This window comes from Sorangium sp. So ce131, from assembly GCF_051519095.1.
Taxonomy (GTDB): Bacteria; Myxococcota_A; Polyangia; order Polyangiales; family Polyangiaceae; genus Sorangium.
This window is the reverse complement of record NZ_CP150455.1, coordinates 2,610,056-2,627,613: the sequence shown is the minus strand read 5'-3', so window position 1 is coordinate 2,627,613 and position 17,558 is coordinate 2,610,056. Positions and strand designations below refer to the sequence as shown.

At 72.8% G+C, this 17,558-nt stretch carries 17 protein-coding genes; 7 read left to right on the top strand and 10 right to left on the bottom strand.

The window, feature by feature from the left end; all coding sequences use genetic code 11:
• Positions 1–231 precede the first annotated feature (231 nt).
• The 9 genes from WMF43_RS09730 to WMF43_RS09690 form a co-directional block, all read right to left on the bottom strand.
• Positions 232–453 (bottom strand): hypothetical protein, encoded by a 222-nt coding sequence (locus tag WMF43_RS09730; RefSeq protein WP_437679210.1) that lies wholly within the window; start codon positions 451–453, stop codon positions 232–234.
• Positions 454–496: 43 nt separating this feature from the next.
• Complete coding sequence (locus WMF43_RS09725) at positions 497–2,227, bottom strand: AMP-binding protein (RefSeq protein ID WP_437679209.1); 1,731 nt, start codon at positions 2,225–2,227, stop codon at positions 497–499.
• Positions 2,224–3,168 carry an SAM-dependent methyltransferase gene (locus tag WMF43_RS09720; protein WP_437679208.1) on the bottom strand — a complete coding sequence of 315 codons (945 nt, stop codon included), beginning with the start codon at positions 3,166–3,168 and terminating at the stop codon, positions 2,224–2,226. Before WMF43_RS09720 ends, WMF43_RS09725 begins: the two co-directional genes overlap by 4 nt.
• Entirely contained in the window at positions 3,165–3,503 is a 339-nt protein-coding gene (locus WMF43_RS09715; RefSeq protein WP_437679207.1) for an acyl carrier protein, read from the bottom strand. Before WMF43_RS09715 ends, WMF43_RS09720 begins: the two co-directional genes overlap by 4 nt.
• Positions 3,504–3,673: 170 nt before the next feature.
• On the bottom strand, positions 3,674–4,699 hold the full coding sequence (locus WMF43_RS09710) for a hypothetical protein (RefSeq protein WP_437679206.1): 1,026 nt from the start codon (positions 4,697–4,699) through the stop codon (positions 3,674–3,676).
• A gap of 118 nt (positions 4,700–4,817) precedes the next feature.
• Entirely contained in the window at positions 4,818–5,864 is a 1,047-nt protein-coding gene (locus tag WMF43_RS09705; protein ID WP_437679205.1) for a polysaccharide deacetylase family protein, read from the bottom strand.
• Positions 5,857–6,705, bottom strand: coding sequence for a class I SAM-dependent methyltransferase (locus WMF43_RS09700; RefSeq protein WP_437679204.1), 849 nt, complete (start codon positions 6,703–6,705; stop codon positions 5,857–5,859). Before WMF43_RS09700 ends, WMF43_RS09705 begins: the two co-directional genes overlap by 8 nt.
• Positions 6,687–7,478: a class I SAM-dependent methyltransferase gene (locus WMF43_RS09695; RefSeq protein ID WP_437679203.1), complete on the bottom strand. Its 792-nt coding sequence runs from the start codon at positions 7,476–7,478 to the stop codon at positions 6,687–6,689. The genes WMF43_RS09700 and WMF43_RS09695 overlap by 19 nt, the downstream gene beginning before the upstream one ends.
• Before the next feature lie 334 nt (positions 7,479–7,812).
• Positions 7,813–8,802, bottom strand: coding sequence for a transaldolase (locus WMF43_RS09690; protein WP_437679202.1), 990 nt, complete (start codon positions 8,800–8,802; stop codon positions 7,813–7,815).
• Positions 8,803–8,962: 160 nt separating this feature from the next.
• Between WMF43_RS09690 and WMF43_RS09685 the strand changes: the two genes are divergently transcribed.
• The gene (locus WMF43_RS09685) at positions 8,963–10,930 is read left to right on the top strand and encodes a MutS family DNA mismatch repair protein (protein WP_437679201.1); all 1,968 of its coding nucleotides are present in this window, start codon (positions 8,963–8,965) and stop codon (positions 10,928–10,930) included.
• Between the two features lie 34 nt (positions 10,931–10,964).
• Here the strand turns inward: WMF43_RS09685 and WMF43_RS09680 are convergent, their stop codons facing one another.
• Positions 10,965–11,918, bottom strand: coding sequence for an alpha/beta fold hydrolase (locus tag WMF43_RS09680; protein WP_437679200.1), 954 nt, complete (start codon positions 11,916–11,918; stop codon positions 10,965–10,967).
• Positions 11,919–12,044: 126 nt separating this feature from the next.
• On the opposite strand from WMF43_RS09680, the gene WMF43_RS09675 reads away from it, so the two are divergent.
• The 6 genes from WMF43_RS09675 (at position 12,045) to WMF43_RS09650 (ending at position 17,483) form a co-directional block, all read left to right on the top strand.
• Positions 12,045–12,572 (top strand): LEA type 2 family protein, encoded by a 528-nt coding sequence (locus WMF43_RS09675; RefSeq protein ID WP_437679199.1) that lies wholly within the window; start codon positions 12,045–12,047, stop codon positions 12,570–12,572.
• Positions 12,573–12,744: 172 nt separating this feature from the next.
• The gene (locus WMF43_RS09670; RefSeq protein WP_437679198.1) at positions 12,745–13,170 is read left to right on the top strand and encodes an organic hydroperoxide resistance protein; all 426 of its coding nucleotides are present in this window, start codon (positions 12,745–12,747) and stop codon (positions 13,168–13,170) included.
• Between the two features lie 321 nt (positions 13,171–13,491).
• Positions 13,492–14,760: a PAS domain S-box protein gene (locus WMF43_RS09665; protein ID WP_437679197.1), complete on the top strand. Its 1,269-nt coding sequence runs from the start codon at positions 13,492–13,494 to the stop codon at positions 14,758–14,760.
• A gap of 51 nt (positions 14,761–14,811) precedes the next feature.
• The gene (locus WMF43_RS09660) at positions 14,812–15,102 is read left to right on the top strand and encodes a hypothetical protein (RefSeq protein WP_437679196.1); all 291 of its coding nucleotides are present in this window, start codon (positions 14,812–14,814) and stop codon (positions 15,100–15,102) included.
• Positions 15,103–15,218: 116 nt separating this feature from the next.
• Positions 15,219–16,109, top strand: coding sequence for a galactose mutarotase (locus WMF43_RS09655; protein WP_437679195.1), 891 nt, complete (start codon positions 15,219–15,221; stop codon positions 16,107–16,109).
• Between the two features lie 681 nt (positions 16,110–16,790).
• Entirely contained in the window at positions 16,791–17,483 is a 693-nt protein-coding gene (locus WMF43_RS09650) for a hypothetical protein (protein WP_437679194.1), read from the top strand.
• Positions 17,484–17,558 lie beyond the last annotated feature (75 nt).

The window sequence follows — 17,558 nt, the reverse complement described above, 5'->3', positions numbered from 1 at the left end:
CCGAAGGGAGACATGCCGGGCGGTGTCCCATGCGCAAGCTCCCTCGCCCCAGTCTTGCCGATTGGCCAGCGCCCACCCGCCCTCGCCGCGCCGACCCACCCGCCGGCGCGCGCCATCTAGACGAAGCTCGCTGAGTATCGCTGAGGCTGCTCGTGTGCGTGTGCGTGTGCGTGTGCGTGTGCGTGGGCGTGGGCGTGGGCGTGCGGCGCGCGCGCGCGCGGCCCTGGGCGCTCAGCGCCGGCGCGCGCGCACGGGTGGGAGAAAAGGCACCCGGTCCTTCGGATCGAGCTCCACGGACAGGCGCTGTCCCGCGCAGAAGGGACACTTGCCCTCCGAGGTCCAGTCCTCGTCCTCGAGGCCGAACCGCTTGAGCTGCTCGATCTCCCACGCGCGCGCCTCGGGCGAGAGCGGCGCGGCACAGACATGGCGCTGTTCCGTGGAGCGAGTCGTCATGGACGGTCCCGTTCGGTTGCGCTCCGGAGAGCGAACCCGGGATTTAACGCACGTCGCCCAGCGGCGCCCGCGAAATCTGGCCGCCCGGCGGCCTGCCCGCGCCCTCGCGGAGCCGCTCGGCCACCTCGCGGCGACGCAGCTTGCCGCTCGTCGTCTTGGGCAGCTCGCCCGGCGGGACCAGCACCACCTGATCGACGGTGACGCCGTTCGCCCGCAGCGATTCCCGCACCCGCTCCGCCAGGCCGGCGTGCTCGGAGGCGTCGGCGCGCGTCTCGGCGACCACGTAGACCGCCTCGGTCTGGCGCTCCTCGAGGTAGAGCCCGACCGCGACCACACACCCGGCCCGGACGCCCTCGACCCGAGCCGCGATCTCCTCGATCACGGCGGGGATCATGGTGTGTCCGCCCTTGATGATGACCTCCTTCTTCCGCCCGGTGACGAACAGGGTGCCTCGATCGAGGAACCCGAGATCGCCCGTGCGCAGCCACCCGTCCACGAGCGCCTCGGCCGTCGCCTCGGGGTCGTCGAAATAGCCCTCCATCGCGGTCGCGGAGCGCACCTCGATCTCCCCCACCGCGCGCTCGGGGACGGGGCGACGCGCGGCGTCCACGACGCGGATCTCCGTGTGCGGGATCGGCCTGCCCACGCCGCAGAGCTCCAGGGCCAGCGGGCCGGGCGCGGCCTCCTCGACCCGGCCCTCGCGCTCGAGCAGGGCGCGATCGACGGTGAGCACGCGCGGCGGCGCGAGGAGCTCGGGGAAGGTCACGGCGACCGTCGCCTCCGCCAGCCCATAGACCGGGAAGAACGCCTCGAGACGGAAGCCGCAGGGCGCGAACGCGTCGGCGAAGCGGCGGAGCAAGCCGGGGGAGATCGGCTCGGCGCCGATCATCGCGCAGCGCCAGGCGCCGAGATCCAGCCCCGCCTCGGCGGCGCGGCGGGCGAGCCCGATGCAGATGGCGTACGCGCTCGGCGGGCCCAGCGAGATGGCGCCGCGGATGCGCGCCATGTCCGCGAGCCACGAGAACGGCCGCGTCCGGAACTCGAGCGGCGAGAGCATGTGCACGGGGAAGTCGTTGAAGAGCGGGAAGAGCAGGCCGCCGAGCAGCCCCATGTCGTGGTGGAGCGGCAGCCACGACACGCCCCCCGCGCCCTCGCCGCGCACCGGGAGCCGCTCGCTCATCGCGGCGAGGTGCAGCATCAGCCGATCGTGCGGGATGACCACGCCGCGCGGGTGCCCGGTGCTGCCGCTGGTCAGCTGGATGAGCGCGGGGCCGGGCGCGGCGTCGGGGTCGGGCAGCGCGCCCGCGGGCGGCGCGGCGAGCAGCGGCTCGGCGGCGAGCAGCGCGAGGTCGCCCGCGCCGCCGTCGCCGTCGCCCTGGCCGAGCCCGAAGCCGAGCAGCGCGGACGAGACCACGAGCGCGCGGGCGCCGACGCGGGCGGCCGTGCGCCGGAGCTCGCCGAGGAACGCCGCGACGTCGGTGAGCCGGTACGGCACGCCGACCTGGATCGGCACCGCGCCGAGCACCCAGACGCCGAAGAGGCACGGCACCGCCACCTCGACGTCCGTGACGAGCAGGAGCACGCGATCGCCCGGGCGCACCCCGGCCGCGGCGAGGCCCGAGGCCGCGGCGCACGCGCGGCGCCAGTACTGCGCCCAGGACCACCCGACGAACTCCCCCTCGACCTTGTGGTAGAACCCGGGCCGATCCGGCGCGGCCTCGGCCCGCGCCCGGAGCAGGCCCGCGACGGTCCGCGCGGCAGGCGCGCGGCTCACGGGGCCCGCCTCGGCTCGGGGGACGGCGCGACGCCGAGGCGCTCGCGGCCGCCGGGCTTCTGCGCCACGATCATGTACTCGAGCGCGGTGCGGCGCGCGAACGAGAGCCGGCCCACGGTCATGTACGTCTGGAGCAGGCGCGAGAAGCCGGGCGCGCGCGCCTCGATCCTAGCGCGGTTCGCGCGCACGTTGTCGATCCACCGGGCGACCGTGTGCACGTACGAGCTCGTGAGGTCCTCGACCCGCCGGAGGTCGAGCCCGGCCTGCTCGATCATCCCGAGCTCCTCGGCGAGCGAGATCAGGCGGCAATAGCCGAGCGCCTCGACGAAGATGTACTGCGTGGCGGAGCTCTCGCGGTCGCCGCGGGCGCGCGCCGGGAAGTAGCAGTCGGAGATGAGCAGCCTGCCGCCCGGGCGCAGCGCGGCGGCGATCTTCCGGTGGATCCGCTCGCGGTTGTGCATGTGCACGATGCTGCCCACGAACAGCACGGCGTCGAGCGACTCGGGCGCGAGGTCGAGGTCCTCGACGTGGGCGAGGTCGATCTGGACCCGGGCGGCGACGCCCGCCCGGTCGGCGCGGCGGAGCGCCTCCTCCCGCTGCTTGTCGCTCAGCGTGACGCCCCGGAAGCTGCCGCCGGTGTGCTCGGCCAGGTAGATGAGGTTGGAGCCCCAGCCGCACCCGACGTCGAGCACGCGCTCCCCGGGCTGGATGTCGAGCTCGCGGCGGACCCAGTCGTACTTTCGCTCCTGCGCCGCCTCCAGGCTCTCGGCGGGATCGAGGAAGATGCCCGTCGCGTAGGCGAGGCGGCTGTCGAGGACCATGGAGAAGATCTCCGGGTCGTTCTCGTAATGGCTGGCGACCTCGCGCCGCTCGTGCTCCCGCTGCTGCTCCGGCGTGCGGGCGGCCGCCTCGCGCTCGGCGCGCGTGCGCGCCGCGATCAAGGCGCGCCTCGCTGGACGGCGCCGGCGCCGCCGCGCGCCGCGAGCTGCGCCTCGACGAAGGCGATGACGTCGCCGACGGTGTGAATCTGGGCCTGATCGGGCGCGGCGAAATCCGGCGCCACGATCTGGAATCGCTCCTCCAGGGCGACGTTGATCTCGATGAGCGCCAGCGAATCGACGCCGAGGCCGTTCTCGAGGGAGAGGTCGGGCGTCACGGCCTCGACGCTCATCCCGCACCGCTGTGCAATGATGGTCCGGATCTCGCGGGCGATCTCGGGATCTCCCGCGCTCGCCGACTTCGGCTGCCCGTTCGGCGCCGCCTCGCTTCTGTTCATCGCGCTCTCCTGCTCAGGGTTCGGCGCGCGCGACCTTCTGCGCGCCAGCGCGATTGCACTCCAGCGCCGGCGCCGGTCACGGCCGTCTTGGGCGGGTAACACGCCTGCCCAGCGTCGTCCATAGAGGACGAGCCCGCTCGCCGGCTTCTCCTCGCCCGCGCGCGAGCAGGTCAGTCGCCGAAGTCGCCGACGTCCCCGAAATCGCCGCCGCCGTCGTCGACGTCGCCGCCGTCGTCCGCCCACGGATCGCCGTCATCGTCGCCGTCGCCGCCGTCGTCGTCGCCGCCGTCGCCGCCGTCCGCCTCGTCGTCGCCGCCGCCGTCATCGGCCGCGTTCAGGACGTCGGGGTTCGCGGCCGCCTCCTGGGCCGTGCCGAGCGTCGCGCCCGCCGGGTTCACCACGAGGATGTGGGGCGGGGAGAGCATGTGCATGAACGACGAGATGAGCATCACGTCGAGCATCATCCCGAGGGGGCTCGGCGGGTAATAGACCATGAACGGGTCGTAGCCCGGGTGCGTGGGGCCGACCGGGTGTGGTCCCGGCGCGCCGCCGTCGGGCGCGTGCACCACGCGGGCGTCGGCGTGGTGCTGCTCCACGCGCGCCTCCGGCATCGCCGCCTTGAGGGCGGCCTCGAGGCGCCCGACGAACGACTCGAACTGGAGCCGCGCGGCCTCGAACAGCGCCGGATCCTTGGTGAGGGGCTCGACGCGGCGGCGGTACTCGTCCCCGGACTCGCCGCGGCGCGGCTCGAGGTCCTGCACGCGCCCGCCGACCGAGACGAGCGCGGCGGGCTCGTCCTGGAGGTGCTCGGTGCGGGCCCGCGTCTCGATGACGAGGTGCAGCCCCGCCTCCTCGTGCTCGGCGGCGAACCTGAGCTCGCGAAAGCCGCGCCCGAACAGCGAGGCGTGCTCGGACAGCGCGAGCATGAGATCCGGCAGATCGTCCGGCTTGCCGTCGGTGTCCTGGAAGATGACGGTGTCGTCGATGACCAGCGAGAGCGCGTTGCCGACCCCCAGCCGGCCGAGCGCCCGCTTCACCTGATCGACCACGGCGGTGGCCTCGAGCTCCACGCGCATCCGGTCGGTGTCGAGGTCCACGCTGGCGCCGAAGCCGCGCTTGAGCTTCTCCCAGACCGTCGGGTTGCGCTGGACGATGCTGCCCTTGAGCGTGATGTGGATCTGTCCGATGAGCCGCATGGGGGCTACTTAGCACCGGAGGCCGCCGATCCGGGGCGCGATCGGCGCGTCCGCGGCGCGCGATCGGCACGCGGGCGGCACGCGGACGGCGCGGACGAGGCCCCCCGGCGCGGGCGGGCTACCGGAAGGTGAGCCGCTGCGCGACGCGCTTGTAGGCCTGCTCGACGACGCGGCGGGCGTGGTGGATGGCGCTCGACTGGGGGAACTCGAGCGACGGGGGAGCGCTGTCCCGCTCCTCGGGCGCCGCGTCCGCGAGCCGGCGCGCGAGCGCGCCCACGGTGTCGACCTCGAAGTCCCTCGAGTTCTCCTGCAGGAAGCGGCAGAGGCCGCGGAGCCGGTCCACGTTGAGCTTGTTCAGGTAGCCGCGCCGCGCCGCGGCCGAGTCCAGGAAATAGAACTCGAACGAGTGGGTGACCAGCGTGACCTCCCGCACCCCGAGGCTGCGGTAGCGCAGCAGGCAGTGCTTGATCTCGTCGAGCGACACCGCCGTGATCTGGAGGTGCCGGAAGCGCTTCGTCGGCTCGATGAAGTTCGAGACCGGCAGCTCGTACACCCCCTTCTCGGGCGTCTCGAAGAGGCCGAGCCGCGCGCCCGGATACTGCATCTTGCAGTTCTTGGTGAAGTAGCAGGGGTTGTAGTTGCTGCTCAGCACGAGCCCGGCGAGCTTCATCGCCCGCCAGGTGTCGTTGTTCGCGCCGAAGTTGCCGGCGCGGTAGCCGAGCAGCTCGCCCGCCGGGACGCCCGCGCGCACGAGCAGGTCGCGCCCCTCGAGCAGGAGCCGCGTCTGCTCCTCGACCGGGTAGTCGGCGATGTCGTCCGAGACGCGCGGCTCGCCCCGGGTGTGCCAGTCGGCGCGCCGCTGCACGGGGTGCACGTGCAGCTGCACGTCGTGGCCGCGGCCGTGCAGCGCCTGGCACACGCTCGCGAGTCCCTCCATCCCGAAGCTGTACGAGCCGATCGCCTCGACGAAGAACGTCCCGCGCTGCCCGCACGCCTCGAGCTCGCGCATGATGAGCTCGATCCCGAGGGGCTCGCGCTGGTTGACGAAGCGGCCCCAGATGCGGAGGTCGTAGCCCATCGCGGGAGACTTGCTCTCGCCGTCGATGCGCTCTTCGGCGCATTCCACATCCACGGTAATGTATACCCGCGTCCTATCGTCAGCCATCGCCTGCTCCTCTCCCAACCCGCTTCTGAAGAATCATCGTGATCGTCGGCGACACGAAGCCCACGTGGAGCCCGACCGGCCTGAGCAGCCAGTTCGCCGCGGAGAAGGCCGCGAGGCGCGGCCCGGTCATGCCCATCTTGGCCTTCAGATCGACGATCAGCCGGCCGTGATCCTGCTTCGAGATGTCCGCGTAGTCGCCGAAGCCGCGCCGGAGCTCCCAGGGGAACACGCTGTGCACCGGCCTGCCGGGGAAGAGCCCGTGCAGCCGGCGAGGCACGTAGTTCATCAGGAAGCGGCGGCTGTGGATGTCGGTCGGCCAGAGGCGGTTGCTCGTGCCCAGGACGACGATGAACCCCCACCGCGCGAGCACCCGGTCGATCTCGCGCTGGACCGCGCCGAGGCGGCCGGGCTCGACGTACTCGAGCACGCTGTTGCACGAGACGAGCTCGAACGCCTCGTCGGGGAACGGCATGCGGGTCGTGTCGGGCACGTGGACGACCTTCACCCGCTCCGAGAGGCCGTGGCGCTCGACGTTCAGCTGGGTCAGCTCGACGAACTTGGGGGCGACGTCCACCGCGGTCACGTCCGCGCCGAGCGTCGCGAGCACGATCGCGGTGCCGCCGAGGTGGCAGCCGAACTCGAGCACCTTCTTGCCCCGCACCGACGTGAAGAGGTCGTCGTAGGCGTGACGGCTGTGGCGCCACTCCCAGTCGACGTACCCGCCGAGGAACTTGTGGTCCGGGTCCCAGCCGTGGCGCCGCACGCTCTCGCGGAAGCGGCGGTCGGCGTCCGCGTCCTGGACGGCCGGAGGGGAGATGGCGCTCACGCTGGGATCATGCATCGGAGAGGATCATGCGTCGGCGCCCCCGCGGCCGACACCGGTGCCCTGTAGATGGCGAAGAGGTAGGGGGAAAACCAGGGGTTCACCTCGCCGGGGATCATCCAGCGCGCGAGCGCCTGGATGGGCGGAACGAGGCGCCAGACGACACGCCGCGCCATGAGGGGCGCCGCCCTGTCCAGCCAGAAATCGAAGTGGCCGCCCGTGTAACGGGCCTGGATGATCTCGGCGTGGTTGCGGCGGGCGGCGGCCTCGAGGAACGGCAGGTTCATGATCCGGGTGTTGTGACCGTCCAGGTTCCGGCGATCGAACAACCAGTGGAGCGCCTTCTGGCCGCCGGCGAAGTTCGGCATCGACACCACCACCATTCCCCCCGGCTTCACCATCTCGAAATGCCGATCGATCACGGCCCCCGCGTCATCGAAGTGCTCGATGAACCCGAAGGAAGCAACGATATCGAATTTTTCCCTCGGGTTCCAGGAGAAGAAGTCCCCCTTCTCGACCTTGCCGAGCTTGATGCCGCGCGCCGTGAGCGCCTGCTCGATGATCGACGGGTCGCCGGCATAGTCGAGGCCGTAGGCGGTGAACCCGAGGCGCCCGCAGAACTCGGCGAGGATGCGCCCCGGGGCACAGCCTATCTCGAGGAACGACACCGCTTCTCCGCGCGGCAGGAAGGGAGCGATGTCCTCGTAGAGCTCGAAGCCGCCGCTCAGGTCCGCGGCGCTGAGGTGCGTCCGCCAGTGGTCCTCCCAGTAGTCCTGCGACGTGAGCTGCATGGTCGCCTCCTCGGTGGACGGACCCGACGGACCGCGCTGCCGGCGCGCCTCTCGCCCAGAGCCCTCCGGGCCGCCCTCGGCCACCCTCGGCCGCGCGCGACCACGGGTGGCCGAGGGCGGCCGAGGGCGGCCCGGAGAGCGATCCGTGAGCCGTGATCCTAGAAGACCGGGAGGCTCCCACGCAAGCCGGCCCTCCCACCTTCGACCCTCGCTCCCGACCCGGACGCGGCGCGCCGGCCCCGGCGCGGCAGGCGCGTCGAGCCGCCGCGGCGGCGGGGCGAGGCCTCGGCGGGAGAGGCGAGGCATCGCCGGCAGGCGAGGCCTCGCCGGGAGGTCAGGAGGCGGAGCCCTTCTGGAGGCGCTCGAGGAGCAGCCCCTCGAGCGTGGAGAGCGCCTTCGCGAAGCCGTCGATGCCCTCGCTGAGCTTCTCGTTCGCCATCCGGTCGGCCTCGTGCATCGTTCGGAACGTCGCCTCATCCATCGCGATCTTCTCGATGTTCATGCCGCGCGCCGCGTCCGGGTCGAGCTTCCGGGGCAGCTCGCCGCGCGCCGAGGCGAGCTCGGCGAGCAACTTCGGGGCGATCGTGAGCAGGTCGCAGCCGGCGAGCTCCTTGATCTCGTCGAGGTTCCTGAAGCTCGCGCCCATCACCTCGGTCTTGTAGCCGTGGCGCTTGTAGTAGTTGTAGATGCGCGTGACCGAGACGACGCCCGGGTCCTCGGCCGGCGGGTAGCTCTTCCTGCCCGTGTCCTTCAGGTACCAGTCGAGGATGCGCCCGACGAACGGCGAGATGAGCGTCACGCCCGCCTCGGCACACGCGATCGCCTGGTGCAGCCCGAAGAGCAGCGTCAGGTTGCAGTGGATGCCCTCCTTCTCGAGGATCTCCGCCGCGCGGATGCCCTCCCAGGTCGAGGCGATCTTGATGAGGACGCGCTCGCGCGAGGCGCCGGCCTCCTCGTAGAGGCGGATGATGCGGCGGCCCTTCTCGACCGTCGCCTGGGTGTCATAGGAGAGGCGCGCGTCGACCTCGGTCGACACCCGGCCCGGGACGATCGCGAGGATGCGCAGGCCGAAATCGACGGCGAGCCGGTCGAAGGCGAGGTTGACGACCGCGCTCGGGTCGCCGCCCTGGCCCGCCTCCTTCCGGGCCCACGCGAGGGCGCCGCCCACGATGTCGGCGTACTCGGACATCTGGGCCGCCGCCGTGATGAGCGACGGGTTCGTCGTCGCGTCTTGCGGGCGGTACTTCTCGATCGAGTTGATGTCGCCGGTGTCGGCGACGACCACGGTGTACGCCTTGAGGCGCTCCAGCAGGTTCTGGTCCATGGCGCCATTGTACGGGCAGCCAGGCAGGACGCTTCAAAGCTTTCGTGCTCCCCGCGCGCGGCCGCGCCTCCCCGCTGGAGGAAAGCTTTCGTGGCCCCCCGCGCGCGGCCGCGCCTCCCCGCTGGATGCACGGCCGAGGGTGGCCTATGGACACCGGCCCGTGGAGCACCCCCCGAGCTCTGTTGCGCAGCGCGTCCTCTCCGCCTACGACGATCGCCTCACCGTGCTGCGCGCGGAGGCGAGCGCCCTCGAGCGCCGGTCGCGGACGTTCTCGCTGCTGCGCGGGGTCACCTTCGTGGCCGCGGCCGTGGGCGGGGGCTTCGCGCTCTTCGGCGAGGCGCCGCGGACGGTCGCGTACGCCGCCGGGGCCGTGGCCGCGGTGTTCCTCGGGCTGCTCGTCGCGCACGCGCGCCTCGTCACCCGGATGACGGAGCTCGAGCAGCGGATCGGGCTCTACGTGCGGGGGAAGCGGCGCGTCGCCGGCGACATCGCCGATTTCCCGGAGCGGGGCGAGCGCTTCGCCGAGCCGGACCACGACTACGCGGGGGATCTCGACGTCTTCGGGCAGGCGTCGCTGTTCCAGCTGCTCGACGTCGCCCAGACCGGCGAGGGCGAGGCCACGCTGGCGGGCTGGCTCACGGCGCCGGCGTCGGCCGCCGACGTGGCGGCGCGGCAGGAGGCGGTGCGCGAGCTCGCCGGCCTCGCCGCGTTCCGGGAGGAGCTCGCCGTGGTGGGGATGCAGGCGGGCGCGCGCGGGCGCGAGGCGGGCCCGCTCATCGCGTGGGCCGAGGCGCCGCCGGCGCTGATCGGCCCGGAGGCGCGCACCGCCGGCGGCGTCCGCGTGAGCGCGCTCGTGACCGCGGCGAAGGTGCTGGTGCCGCTCACGCTGGCGGCGCTCGCGGCGCCCCGGTTCATCCCCGCGGAGGCGCTCGGCCTCCTGCGCCACGTGTGGCTCGTCCCGTTCGGGCTCCAGATCCTCGTGCTGGTCGCGCTGCGGCCGGCGCTCGAGCCGATCCTCACCGTGGCGTCGTCGCGCGAGGCGCCGTTCGCGCGGTACCGGCCGATCCTCGCCTGCATCGAGCAGCAGGCGTTCTCGTCGGCGCGCCTCGAGGCGCTCCGGGCGGCGCTCGTGGGGCCGACCGGGGCGCTCGCGTCGCGGGAGATGACCGCGCTCGAGACGCGGGTGGGCTACTCCGATCTGCGCCACAGCGGGCTGATCCACCTCGTCGCCGACCTCTTCCTGCTCTGGGACGTGTGGTGCGCGCTCGCCCTCGAGCGGTGGAAGCTGCGCGCGGGCCGGCACGTGCAGGCGTGGATGCGGGCGCTCGGCGAGGTCGAGGCGCTGGCGAGCCTCGCGACGTTCGCGCACGAGAACCCGGACTACGCCTACCCGGCGGTGACGGACGGCGAGCCCCGCTTCGAGGCGACCGGGCTCGGCCACCCGCTCCTGCCGCGCGACCGGCGGGTGACGAACGACGTGGCGCTGCGGGGCGCGGGCGCGGCGCTGCTCGTGACGGGCTCGAACATGTCGGGCAAGAGCACGCTGCTGCGCGCGATCGGCGTGAACGCGGCGCTCGCGCTCGCGGGCGCGCCGGTCTGCGCGTCGTCGCTCGCGCTGTCGCCGGTCCGCGTCCGGACGAGCATGCGGATCAAGGACTCGCTCGAGCACGGGGTCTCGCATTTCTACGCCGAGCTCACCCGCCTGAAGCGCGTCGTCGACGGCGCGAACGCGGGCGAGCGGGTGCTGTTCCTGCTCGACGAGATCCTCCACGGCACGAACGCGCGCGAGCGCCAGATCGGGGCGAGGGCGGTCGTGCGGCACCTCGTGGAGCGCGGGGCGATCGGCGCGGTGTCGTCCCACGACATGGGGCTCTCCGTGCTGGAGCAGGAGACCTCCGGTCGCGTGCGCAACATGCACTTCGAGGAGCTCGTGGTCGATGACAAGATGAGCTTCGACTACAAGCTGAAGGCCGGCGTGGTGACGACCGCGAACGCGCTCCGCCTGATGAAGATCGTCGGGATCGACGTCGACTTCTCGGACGGCGAGCCCGCGCAGGCGCGGGGCGCGGCGGCGGCGGCGGATGGCGCGGCGGCGGAAGACGCGCCGGCGGCGCTGGGGCGGGAATAGCAGCTCGGCGGCGACGGCGCGCGGCTCGGTGCCGCTACGCCGCCCCCTTTCCCGGCCCCTGCGCGAGCGGCGCCGCGTGTTGCCCGAGGGCGCCTGACGCGGCCGGCGCGGCCTGAGCCGCCGCGCCCGCTGCCCGCGCGAGCGCCTCCTCCGCGAACGCCGCGACCCTGTCGGCGAAGCGGCGCGGGTCGTCGACCTGCGGGCAGTGGCCGATCCCCTCGGGCTCCTCGATCGTGGCGTGCGGCGGGAGGTGCCGCCGGTAGTACGCGAGGTTGGCGCTCGGCATCAGGCGGTCCGAGCGGCCCCAGATGAGCAGGACCGGCATCGCGAGGGAGCCGAGCTGCTCGGGCGTGAACGCGTGCTCGCACCGGGCCGAGCGCGTGAAGGAGAGGATCGCCTCGCGCGAGAACATCCGCACGACGTCGTCGGCGACCAGCGGCGCGAACCAGGGGACGCGGTGGTAGAGGCGCGCGAAGAACGAGCGCGCGTCGGCCCGCGACCTCAGCTTGAACAGCCCGAGCAGCTGCTCGAGCTCCGTCGGCTCCATGCACGCGCCGGCCGGCGACGCGAGCACCAGCGCGCGCACGCGGTCCGGGGAGCTCAGGGCGTAGCTCACCGCGACCGCGCCGCCGAGGGAGTTGCCGACGACCACGGCGGGCTCGTCGAGCTCGCGATCGAGCAGCTCGTTCATGGCCGTGGAGAGGCACTCCGGCGTGAACGCGCACGCCGGCGCGGCGCTCCACCCGTGCCCCGGCGCCTCGGCGGCAATGACGCGCCGGGCGCGCCGCCTCAGCCGCTGCAGCACGGGCGCATACGGGAGCGCCGAGGAGCCGATGCCGTGGAGGAGGACGATCGTCGGGAGCGGACCTGTGCCCGCGCCGTCGTAGAGGTGCAGCCGGCAGACCGACGTGTCGACCCAGCGGCTCTGCACTCCGGCCCGGTTCAATGCCGTCCTGGCGACACGCTCGGCGAGCGGGAGGATGCCCATGCCCGGGCATAGCAGATGGAGCGTCGCCGTGGAGGTCCAAGCGATGGGGAGCGCGGCGCGCGCGATGATCCCCGCGGCGCGCGCGCCGCACGCGCGCTGCGCCGCGGGGGCCGCGCGCGATTTCCGTTGAGCTCCACGCAGATCCGCGCCACACCTCCCCTGGTGCGCTCGCTGCTCCTCGCCGCCGCCCTCACCCTGGCCGCGTGCTCGCGGCCCGAACCGCCGACGCTGCGCCCCGAGCTCGCCGCGGTGACCGCCATCACCGCGCGCGGCATCGATCTCCGGGTCCAGCTCCAGGTCTACAACCCGAATGGGGTCGATCTCTCCACGCGCTCGCTCAAGGCGAACGTGCTGCTCGACGGCAAATACGACGTCGGCACGGTCACCGTGCCCGCGCCGCTCAAGCTGGCCTCGAAGCAGTGGACCCGCCTCGATGTGCCGCTCTCGGTGAAGTGGCAAGATCTCACCAGCATCGCCGCCCTGACGGCGCAGCGCCAGGGAGTCCCGTATCAGGTCGACGGCACGGTCGCGATCGGCGGGGAGACGCTCAACGTGGATGTGCCTTTTCGCCTCGCGGGGACGATCACGCACGAGCAGCTGGTCCAGGCGGTCCAGAGCTCGCTGCCGGGGCTGCCCCTGCCGGGGCTGCGCTGAAGAGGGCTTTTCACCCATCGCGCCGGCGCTGCCTTCGTTCTCCTCTGCAGCTTGCGGAGCATCACTTTCTGCAATATGTGAGCTCGGTCCCGAACGGCTGCCCGGACTCGGATCAGCTTGCTCAGGATGAACCCGCCCAGCGCTGGGCTTCTCGCAACGAAGGAGTGCTCCGATGCCTGTCGACGTGAAATACACCACCCAAGCCACTGCCAACGGGGGCCGCGACGGCCGCGCCACGACCGCGGACGGCAAGCTCGACGTCAAGCTCTCGACGCCGAAGGAGCTCGGCGGCGCCGGCGGAGACGGCAACAACCCGGAGCAGCTGTTCGCCGCGGGGTACGCGGCCTGCTTCCTGGGAGCGATGAAGTTCGTGGCGGGCCAGGAGAAGATCCGGGTGCCGGCCGAGACCACCGTGACGGCGACCGTCGGAATCGGACCACGCTCGGAGGGCGGGTTCGGCATCGACGTCGGCCTGCGCATCTCGCTGCCGGGCGTGGATCGGGCGCAAGCCGAGCAGCTGGTCGAGAAGGCGCACCAGGTTTGCCCCTACTCGAACGCCACGCGCAACAACGTGCCAGTCCGGCTCGAGATCGCCTGATCGACCGACGAGCGCTCTCCGCCGATCACGCCGGAACGCGCCGGGGCTGCCCGGGGCGCCGCCGTGCCCTCCCCGCCCCCCGCCGCGCGCACAGGCTCACTCGGGACGATTAGGTCCCCTGGTGTCCTCCCTCTCCTCCCCAGAGGCGCCGCGGGGTCACGCGCGCTGGGGACCTCGGAGACTGTGTGCGGTGCGCCCCTGTGACAGCCGCCCTGGTGCCTGCGGTGCGCCGTGTTGCCTGCGGAGCGCCCTGTTGCCTGCGGTGCGCCTTGTTGATCAAGTCGACGCTCAGCGCCGGAGCTGATACGGCTAGACGTTATCATGACGCAAGCATGGCAGCTCGACGAGCTCGGCCGTTTCTTCGAGCTGTCCGTCGATCTGGTGGGCATCGCCGGCTTCGACGGTCATTTCAAGCGCATCGGCCAGGCCTGGGAGCGGACGCTCGGTTACTCGCGCGAAGAGCTCCTCTCCAAGCCCTTCCTCGACTTCGTCCATCCTGACGATCGGGAGCGCACCCTCGCGGAGTCGGCGCAATCGTTCGCCGGCGTCGGCAGCGTCACGTTCACGAACCGTTACCGGTGCCGCGACGGCTCCTATCGGTGGATCGAGTGGAACTCATCCGCCAACATGGAGGCGCAGGTCGTCTATTTCGTCGCGCGCGACGTCACCGATCGCAAGCGCGCCGAGGAGGCGCTGGTCGCGGCCGAGGCCCGGTTCCGGGCGGCGATCGACGGCAGCCAGGACATCTTCGTCGTGCTCCGGCGCGCGCCGGGCGTGGGCGGGGCGGACGGGGATCTCGTGTTCACCGAGGCCAACGCCAAGCTGATCGAGCTGCTGTCCACGCCGCGCGAGGCGATCATCGGCCGGACGATCGACGAGATCACGCCGGAGGCCCGCGCGCTCGGGCTCGTGGCTGCCATCGATCGCGCCCTCCGGAGCCGCGAGCGGCTGGTCGAAGAGCGGGAGATCCGCGCGCCGGACGGCGGGGGCACCTGGATACAATATCAGATCATCCCGCTGAGCGACGACGACGTCGCGGTCACGACCAAGGACATCACGTCGTTCAGGCAGCTGGAGGGCGAGCTCAGGGAGGCGCTCCAGCGCCGGGAGGCCTACGCCGAGGAGCTCGCGCAGAAGAACCGGATGCTCGCGGAGGAGAACACCGAGCGCGAGCGCGCCGAGGCGCTCCTCCGGCAGCAGCAGGAGACGATGATCGCCATGTCCACGCCCATCATCCAGGCGTGGGAGGGGGTCCTCGTGCTGCCGGTCATCGGGACGGTGGAGACCGCGAGGGCGGCGCAGATCATGGAGCGCCTCCTCCCCGAGATCGTGCGGACGCAGGCGCGCTTCGCCGTCCTCGACCTGACCGGCGTCAGCGCGGTGGACGCCGCGACCGTGGCCCACCTGCTCGCCGTGGTGCGCGCGGCGAGCCTGCTCGGCAGCAGGTGCCTCGTCTCGGGGATCTCGCCCGCGATCGCCCGGACCATGACCGAGATCGGCGGCGCCGAGGGGGCGTTCATGACCTTCGGCCTGCTCCAGAACGCCCTGCGTTACGCGCTCGCCCGCTGCGGCGACGGCGCCGCGCGCTGACGCGGCGCGCCCGGGGTTGTCCCTGGGCCGCGGGGCGGATAGTCCTCCGGGATGTCCGGCGGCCTGATGCATCACGGCGACGGCGGCGGCGCCGTCGCGCGGTGCGTGCGGTGCGGCGCCGAGGCGGCGGGCCCGTGCGCGCGCTGCCGCGCGCCCGTGTGCGGCGACTGCTGCGTGCTCACCGAGGGCGGCGCGCGGGTCTGGGCCATCTGCCTCGCCTGCGAGGACCGCGGCGGCCGCTCGCTCCGCCGGGGCTGGGTGATCGTCCTCGGGTGGATCGCGCTGCCGATCGCGGCGCTCGCGCTGCTCGTCGCGCTGCTCGAGTGGCTGAGCCGGCGGTGAGGCGCCCGCGGCGGCGCCCGTCCCCCTGCCGGCGCGCCGCGCCGCCGCGCCCCTGCCCCGCGTTGCGGGCGCGCCGCGCGGCTGGCTACCATGCTCGCCGACAGACCGGAGGAGCCATGTTCAGCGTGAAGGAAATCGACGGCGCGATCCCCACGGTGGAGCTCGCCGACAGCGACGCTGCGAGCCGCGCCGTGATCGCCCCCGCCCGCGGCGGCATCATGTCGGAGCTATCCCTCGGCGGGCGCGAGCTGCTCTACCTGGATCGGGCCACCTTCGAGGATCGCGCCGCCAACGTGCGCGGCGGCAACCCGGTGCTCTTCCCCTCGCCCGGCAAGCTGACGGGCGACGCCTGGTCCTTCGCCGGCGCGCGCGGGCAGATGAAGCAGCACGGCTTCGCGCGCACCCTGCCCTGGTCGCTCGACGAGCGCGGGACGTTCGCGCAGGGCGGCGCCTATGCCCGGCTCGGGCTGCGGTCGAGCGAGGCGACGCGGGCGCAGTACCCCTGGGACTTCCGCGTCGAGCTCACCTACACGCTGCGCGCCCGCGCGCTCCGCATCGACCTCCACGTCACCAACGAGTCCGGCGGCGGCGCGCCGCCGATGCCCTTCGGCGCGGGGTTCCACCCGTACTTCGCCGTCGCTCAGGCCGACAAGCGCCGGACCGCCATCGAGACCCGGGCGACGCGCGCCTTCGACAACACCTCGAAGCGCGAAGTTCCCTTCACGGGCTTCGACCTGACCCAGCCCGAGGTCGACCTTCACCTGCTCGATCACGGCGCCACCGAGAGCTCGCTCTCGATCGAGGGCGCGCCGGACGCGCCCGGGGCGCGAATCCACGTGCGCGGCTCGCCCGAGTTCACCCGCTGGGTCGTGTGGACCTTGAAGGACAGGGACTTCGTCTGCCTCGAGCCCTGGACCTGCCCCGGCGACGCCCTCAACGCCGGCGAGGGCCTCATCCACCTCCCGGCGCAACAGACCCGGGCGTTGTGGATCGAGATCGCCGCCTGATGTGGGGAAGTCTCCGCCGCGCGCGCCGAGCGGACGACGTGCAGATTTTCTGATGGAAGGGCGCCCGAGGCGCCACTAACCCAGCAGCACGATTCGCCCCGCGGATCCTCGACGACAGGGCTGCGCGCCGCCGCCGCGTCGACGAGGAGCGGACCGCGTCCATCGAACGCGGCCCGCCGGCGGCAGCGCAGCTCCGGCGCGCGGGGAGCACTGCCGAGGGAGCAGGGAGGCGGGGGTGCGGGAAGAGACCGGAGCAGGGAGGCGGGGGTGCGGGAAGAAACCCGAATTTGCCACGATATTCCCGCTTTTCGTCTCCACGAATCGCCTCGATCCGCTCCGCGCGATTTCATCTCCGGCGGCCCGTGGCTCACGACGCCTCGACCGCGACATTCGTGTCGTGATCGGGCAGCGGTTGCGCCTCACCCCTGCGTCGAGCGCCGGTCTGCTCCGTCTGTCGCGAGGAGAGCCCGAGAGGCGGAGCGGAGGGCGCGAGCGCGGCCGAGGCGCGCCGCGCGGTGAGCGGATGCGGATCCCACGGGTCATGGACTTCCGCTTGCTAGGACTGGTCAGACGACAAAGCGATCAACGGCTGATTCGATGTCGCCGGAGCGCCGGTGCTCCTGGGCGTCGAGGGGCCGTCCCCCCGCGAGCGTCGCCTGCTCTCGAAAGGACGAGTGTGCCATGTCCACATCCATCGTCGATCTGGTCGCCTGGCGGGCCGAGCGTGTGCCGGCGCTCGGGGTGTTTCTCAAGGACGTCGCCCGCCGGCTGTCCGGCGGCGATCCGGAGGCGTTCTGGGGGTGTGCGCCGGCGTTCGAGGCGCTCGTCCGGTCCGTCGCCGCGCGGGATCTGCTCCGCGCCGAGCTCGATCTCGCCGCGGAGGATCCGCGCTACGCCCCGCCGAGCGCCGACGCCCTGAGCCTCGTCGAGGCGCACGAGTTCGGCCTGCTGCTCAAGCTCGTGCCCCCGGCGGCCGCCGGGGAGCCGCTCCAGAGCCTCCCGGAGCACCTCCAGGTGGGCGTGCTCGGCCCTGGCCGGCTGGCGGTGGACGTGTACGCCGAGGCCCCCGGCTACAGGAACGAGAGCGTCGCCCGTGCGCGTCGCCTCCGCGGCGAGGGCGCGATCTCGATCGGCGCGGGGGAGATCGCCGGGTTTCGCTCGGGCGAGCACGTCGTGCGGTTCGACGGCCCGCCCGAGGGCACGTTGTGCCTCCTCTTCACGTCCGCCGTGGTCCAGCGGCTCCGGTGGGTCTACGACGCGAACACCCTGCTCGCCGTGCGCGCGCACGCCGGCCTCCGCGCGGAGCACGCCCCGGCGCGGCGGCGGTCGCGCCTGGATCACCGGGAGTCGCCGGTCAGCGCCTGGCTTGTATGACCCGGGGACCGCGGCGCCGCGCCTGACGAGCTCCGGGCACGCTCGCGCGGCCGGCTTCGCGGTTGACGGCCCGCC

Coding starts and splice junctions, on each gene's coding strand:
- WMF43_RS09730 (WP_437679210.1), bottom strand. CDS start 453: ATGACGACTCGCTCCACGGAACAGCGCCATGTCTGTGCCGCGCCGCTC.
- WMF43_RS09715 (WP_437679207.1), bottom strand. CDS start 3,503: ATGAACAGAAGCGAGGCGGCGCCGAACGGGCAGCCGAAGTCGGCGAGC.
- WMF43_RS09710 (WP_437679206.1), bottom strand. CDS start 4,699: ATGCGGCTCATCGGACAGATCCACATCACGCTCAAGGGCAGCATCGTC.
- WMF43_RS09705 (WP_437679205.1), bottom strand. CDS start 5,864: ATGGCTGACGATAGGACGCGGGTATACATTACCGTGGATGTGGAATGC.
- WMF43_RS09700 (WP_437679204.1), bottom strand. CDS start 6,705: ATGCATGATCCCAGCGTGAGCGCCATCTCCCCTCCGGCCGTCCAGGAC.
- WMF43_RS09695 (WP_437679203.1), bottom strand. CDS start 7,478: ATGCAGCTCACGTCGCAGGACTACTGGGAGGACCACTGGCGGACGCAC.
- WMF43_RS09690 (WP_437679202.1), bottom strand. CDS start 8,802: ATGGACCAGAACCTGCTGGAGCGCCTCAAGGCGTACACCGTGGTCGTC.
- WMF43_RS09680 (WP_437679200.1), bottom strand. CDS start 11,918: ATGGGCATCCTCCCGCTCGCCGAGCGTGTCGCCAGGACGGCATTGAAC.
- WMF43_RS09670 (WP_437679198.1), top strand. CDS start 12,745: ATGCCTGTCGACGTGAAATACACCACCCAAGCCACTGCCAACGGGGGC.
- WMF43_RS09665 (WP_437679197.1), top strand. CDS start 13,492: ATGACGCAAGCATGGCAGCTCGACGAGCTCGGCCGTTTCTTCGAGCTG.
- WMF43_RS09660 (WP_437679196.1), top strand. CDS start 14,812: ATGTCCGGCGGCCTGATGCATCACGGCGACGGCGGCGGCGCCGTCGCG.
- WMF43_RS09655 (WP_437679195.1), top strand. CDS start 15,219: ATGTTCAGCGTGAAGGAAATCGACGGCGCGATCCCCACGGTGGAGCTC.
- WMF43_RS09650 (WP_437679194.1), top strand. CDS start 16,791: ATGTCCACATCCATCGTCGATCTGGTCGCCTGGCGGGCCGAGCGTGTG.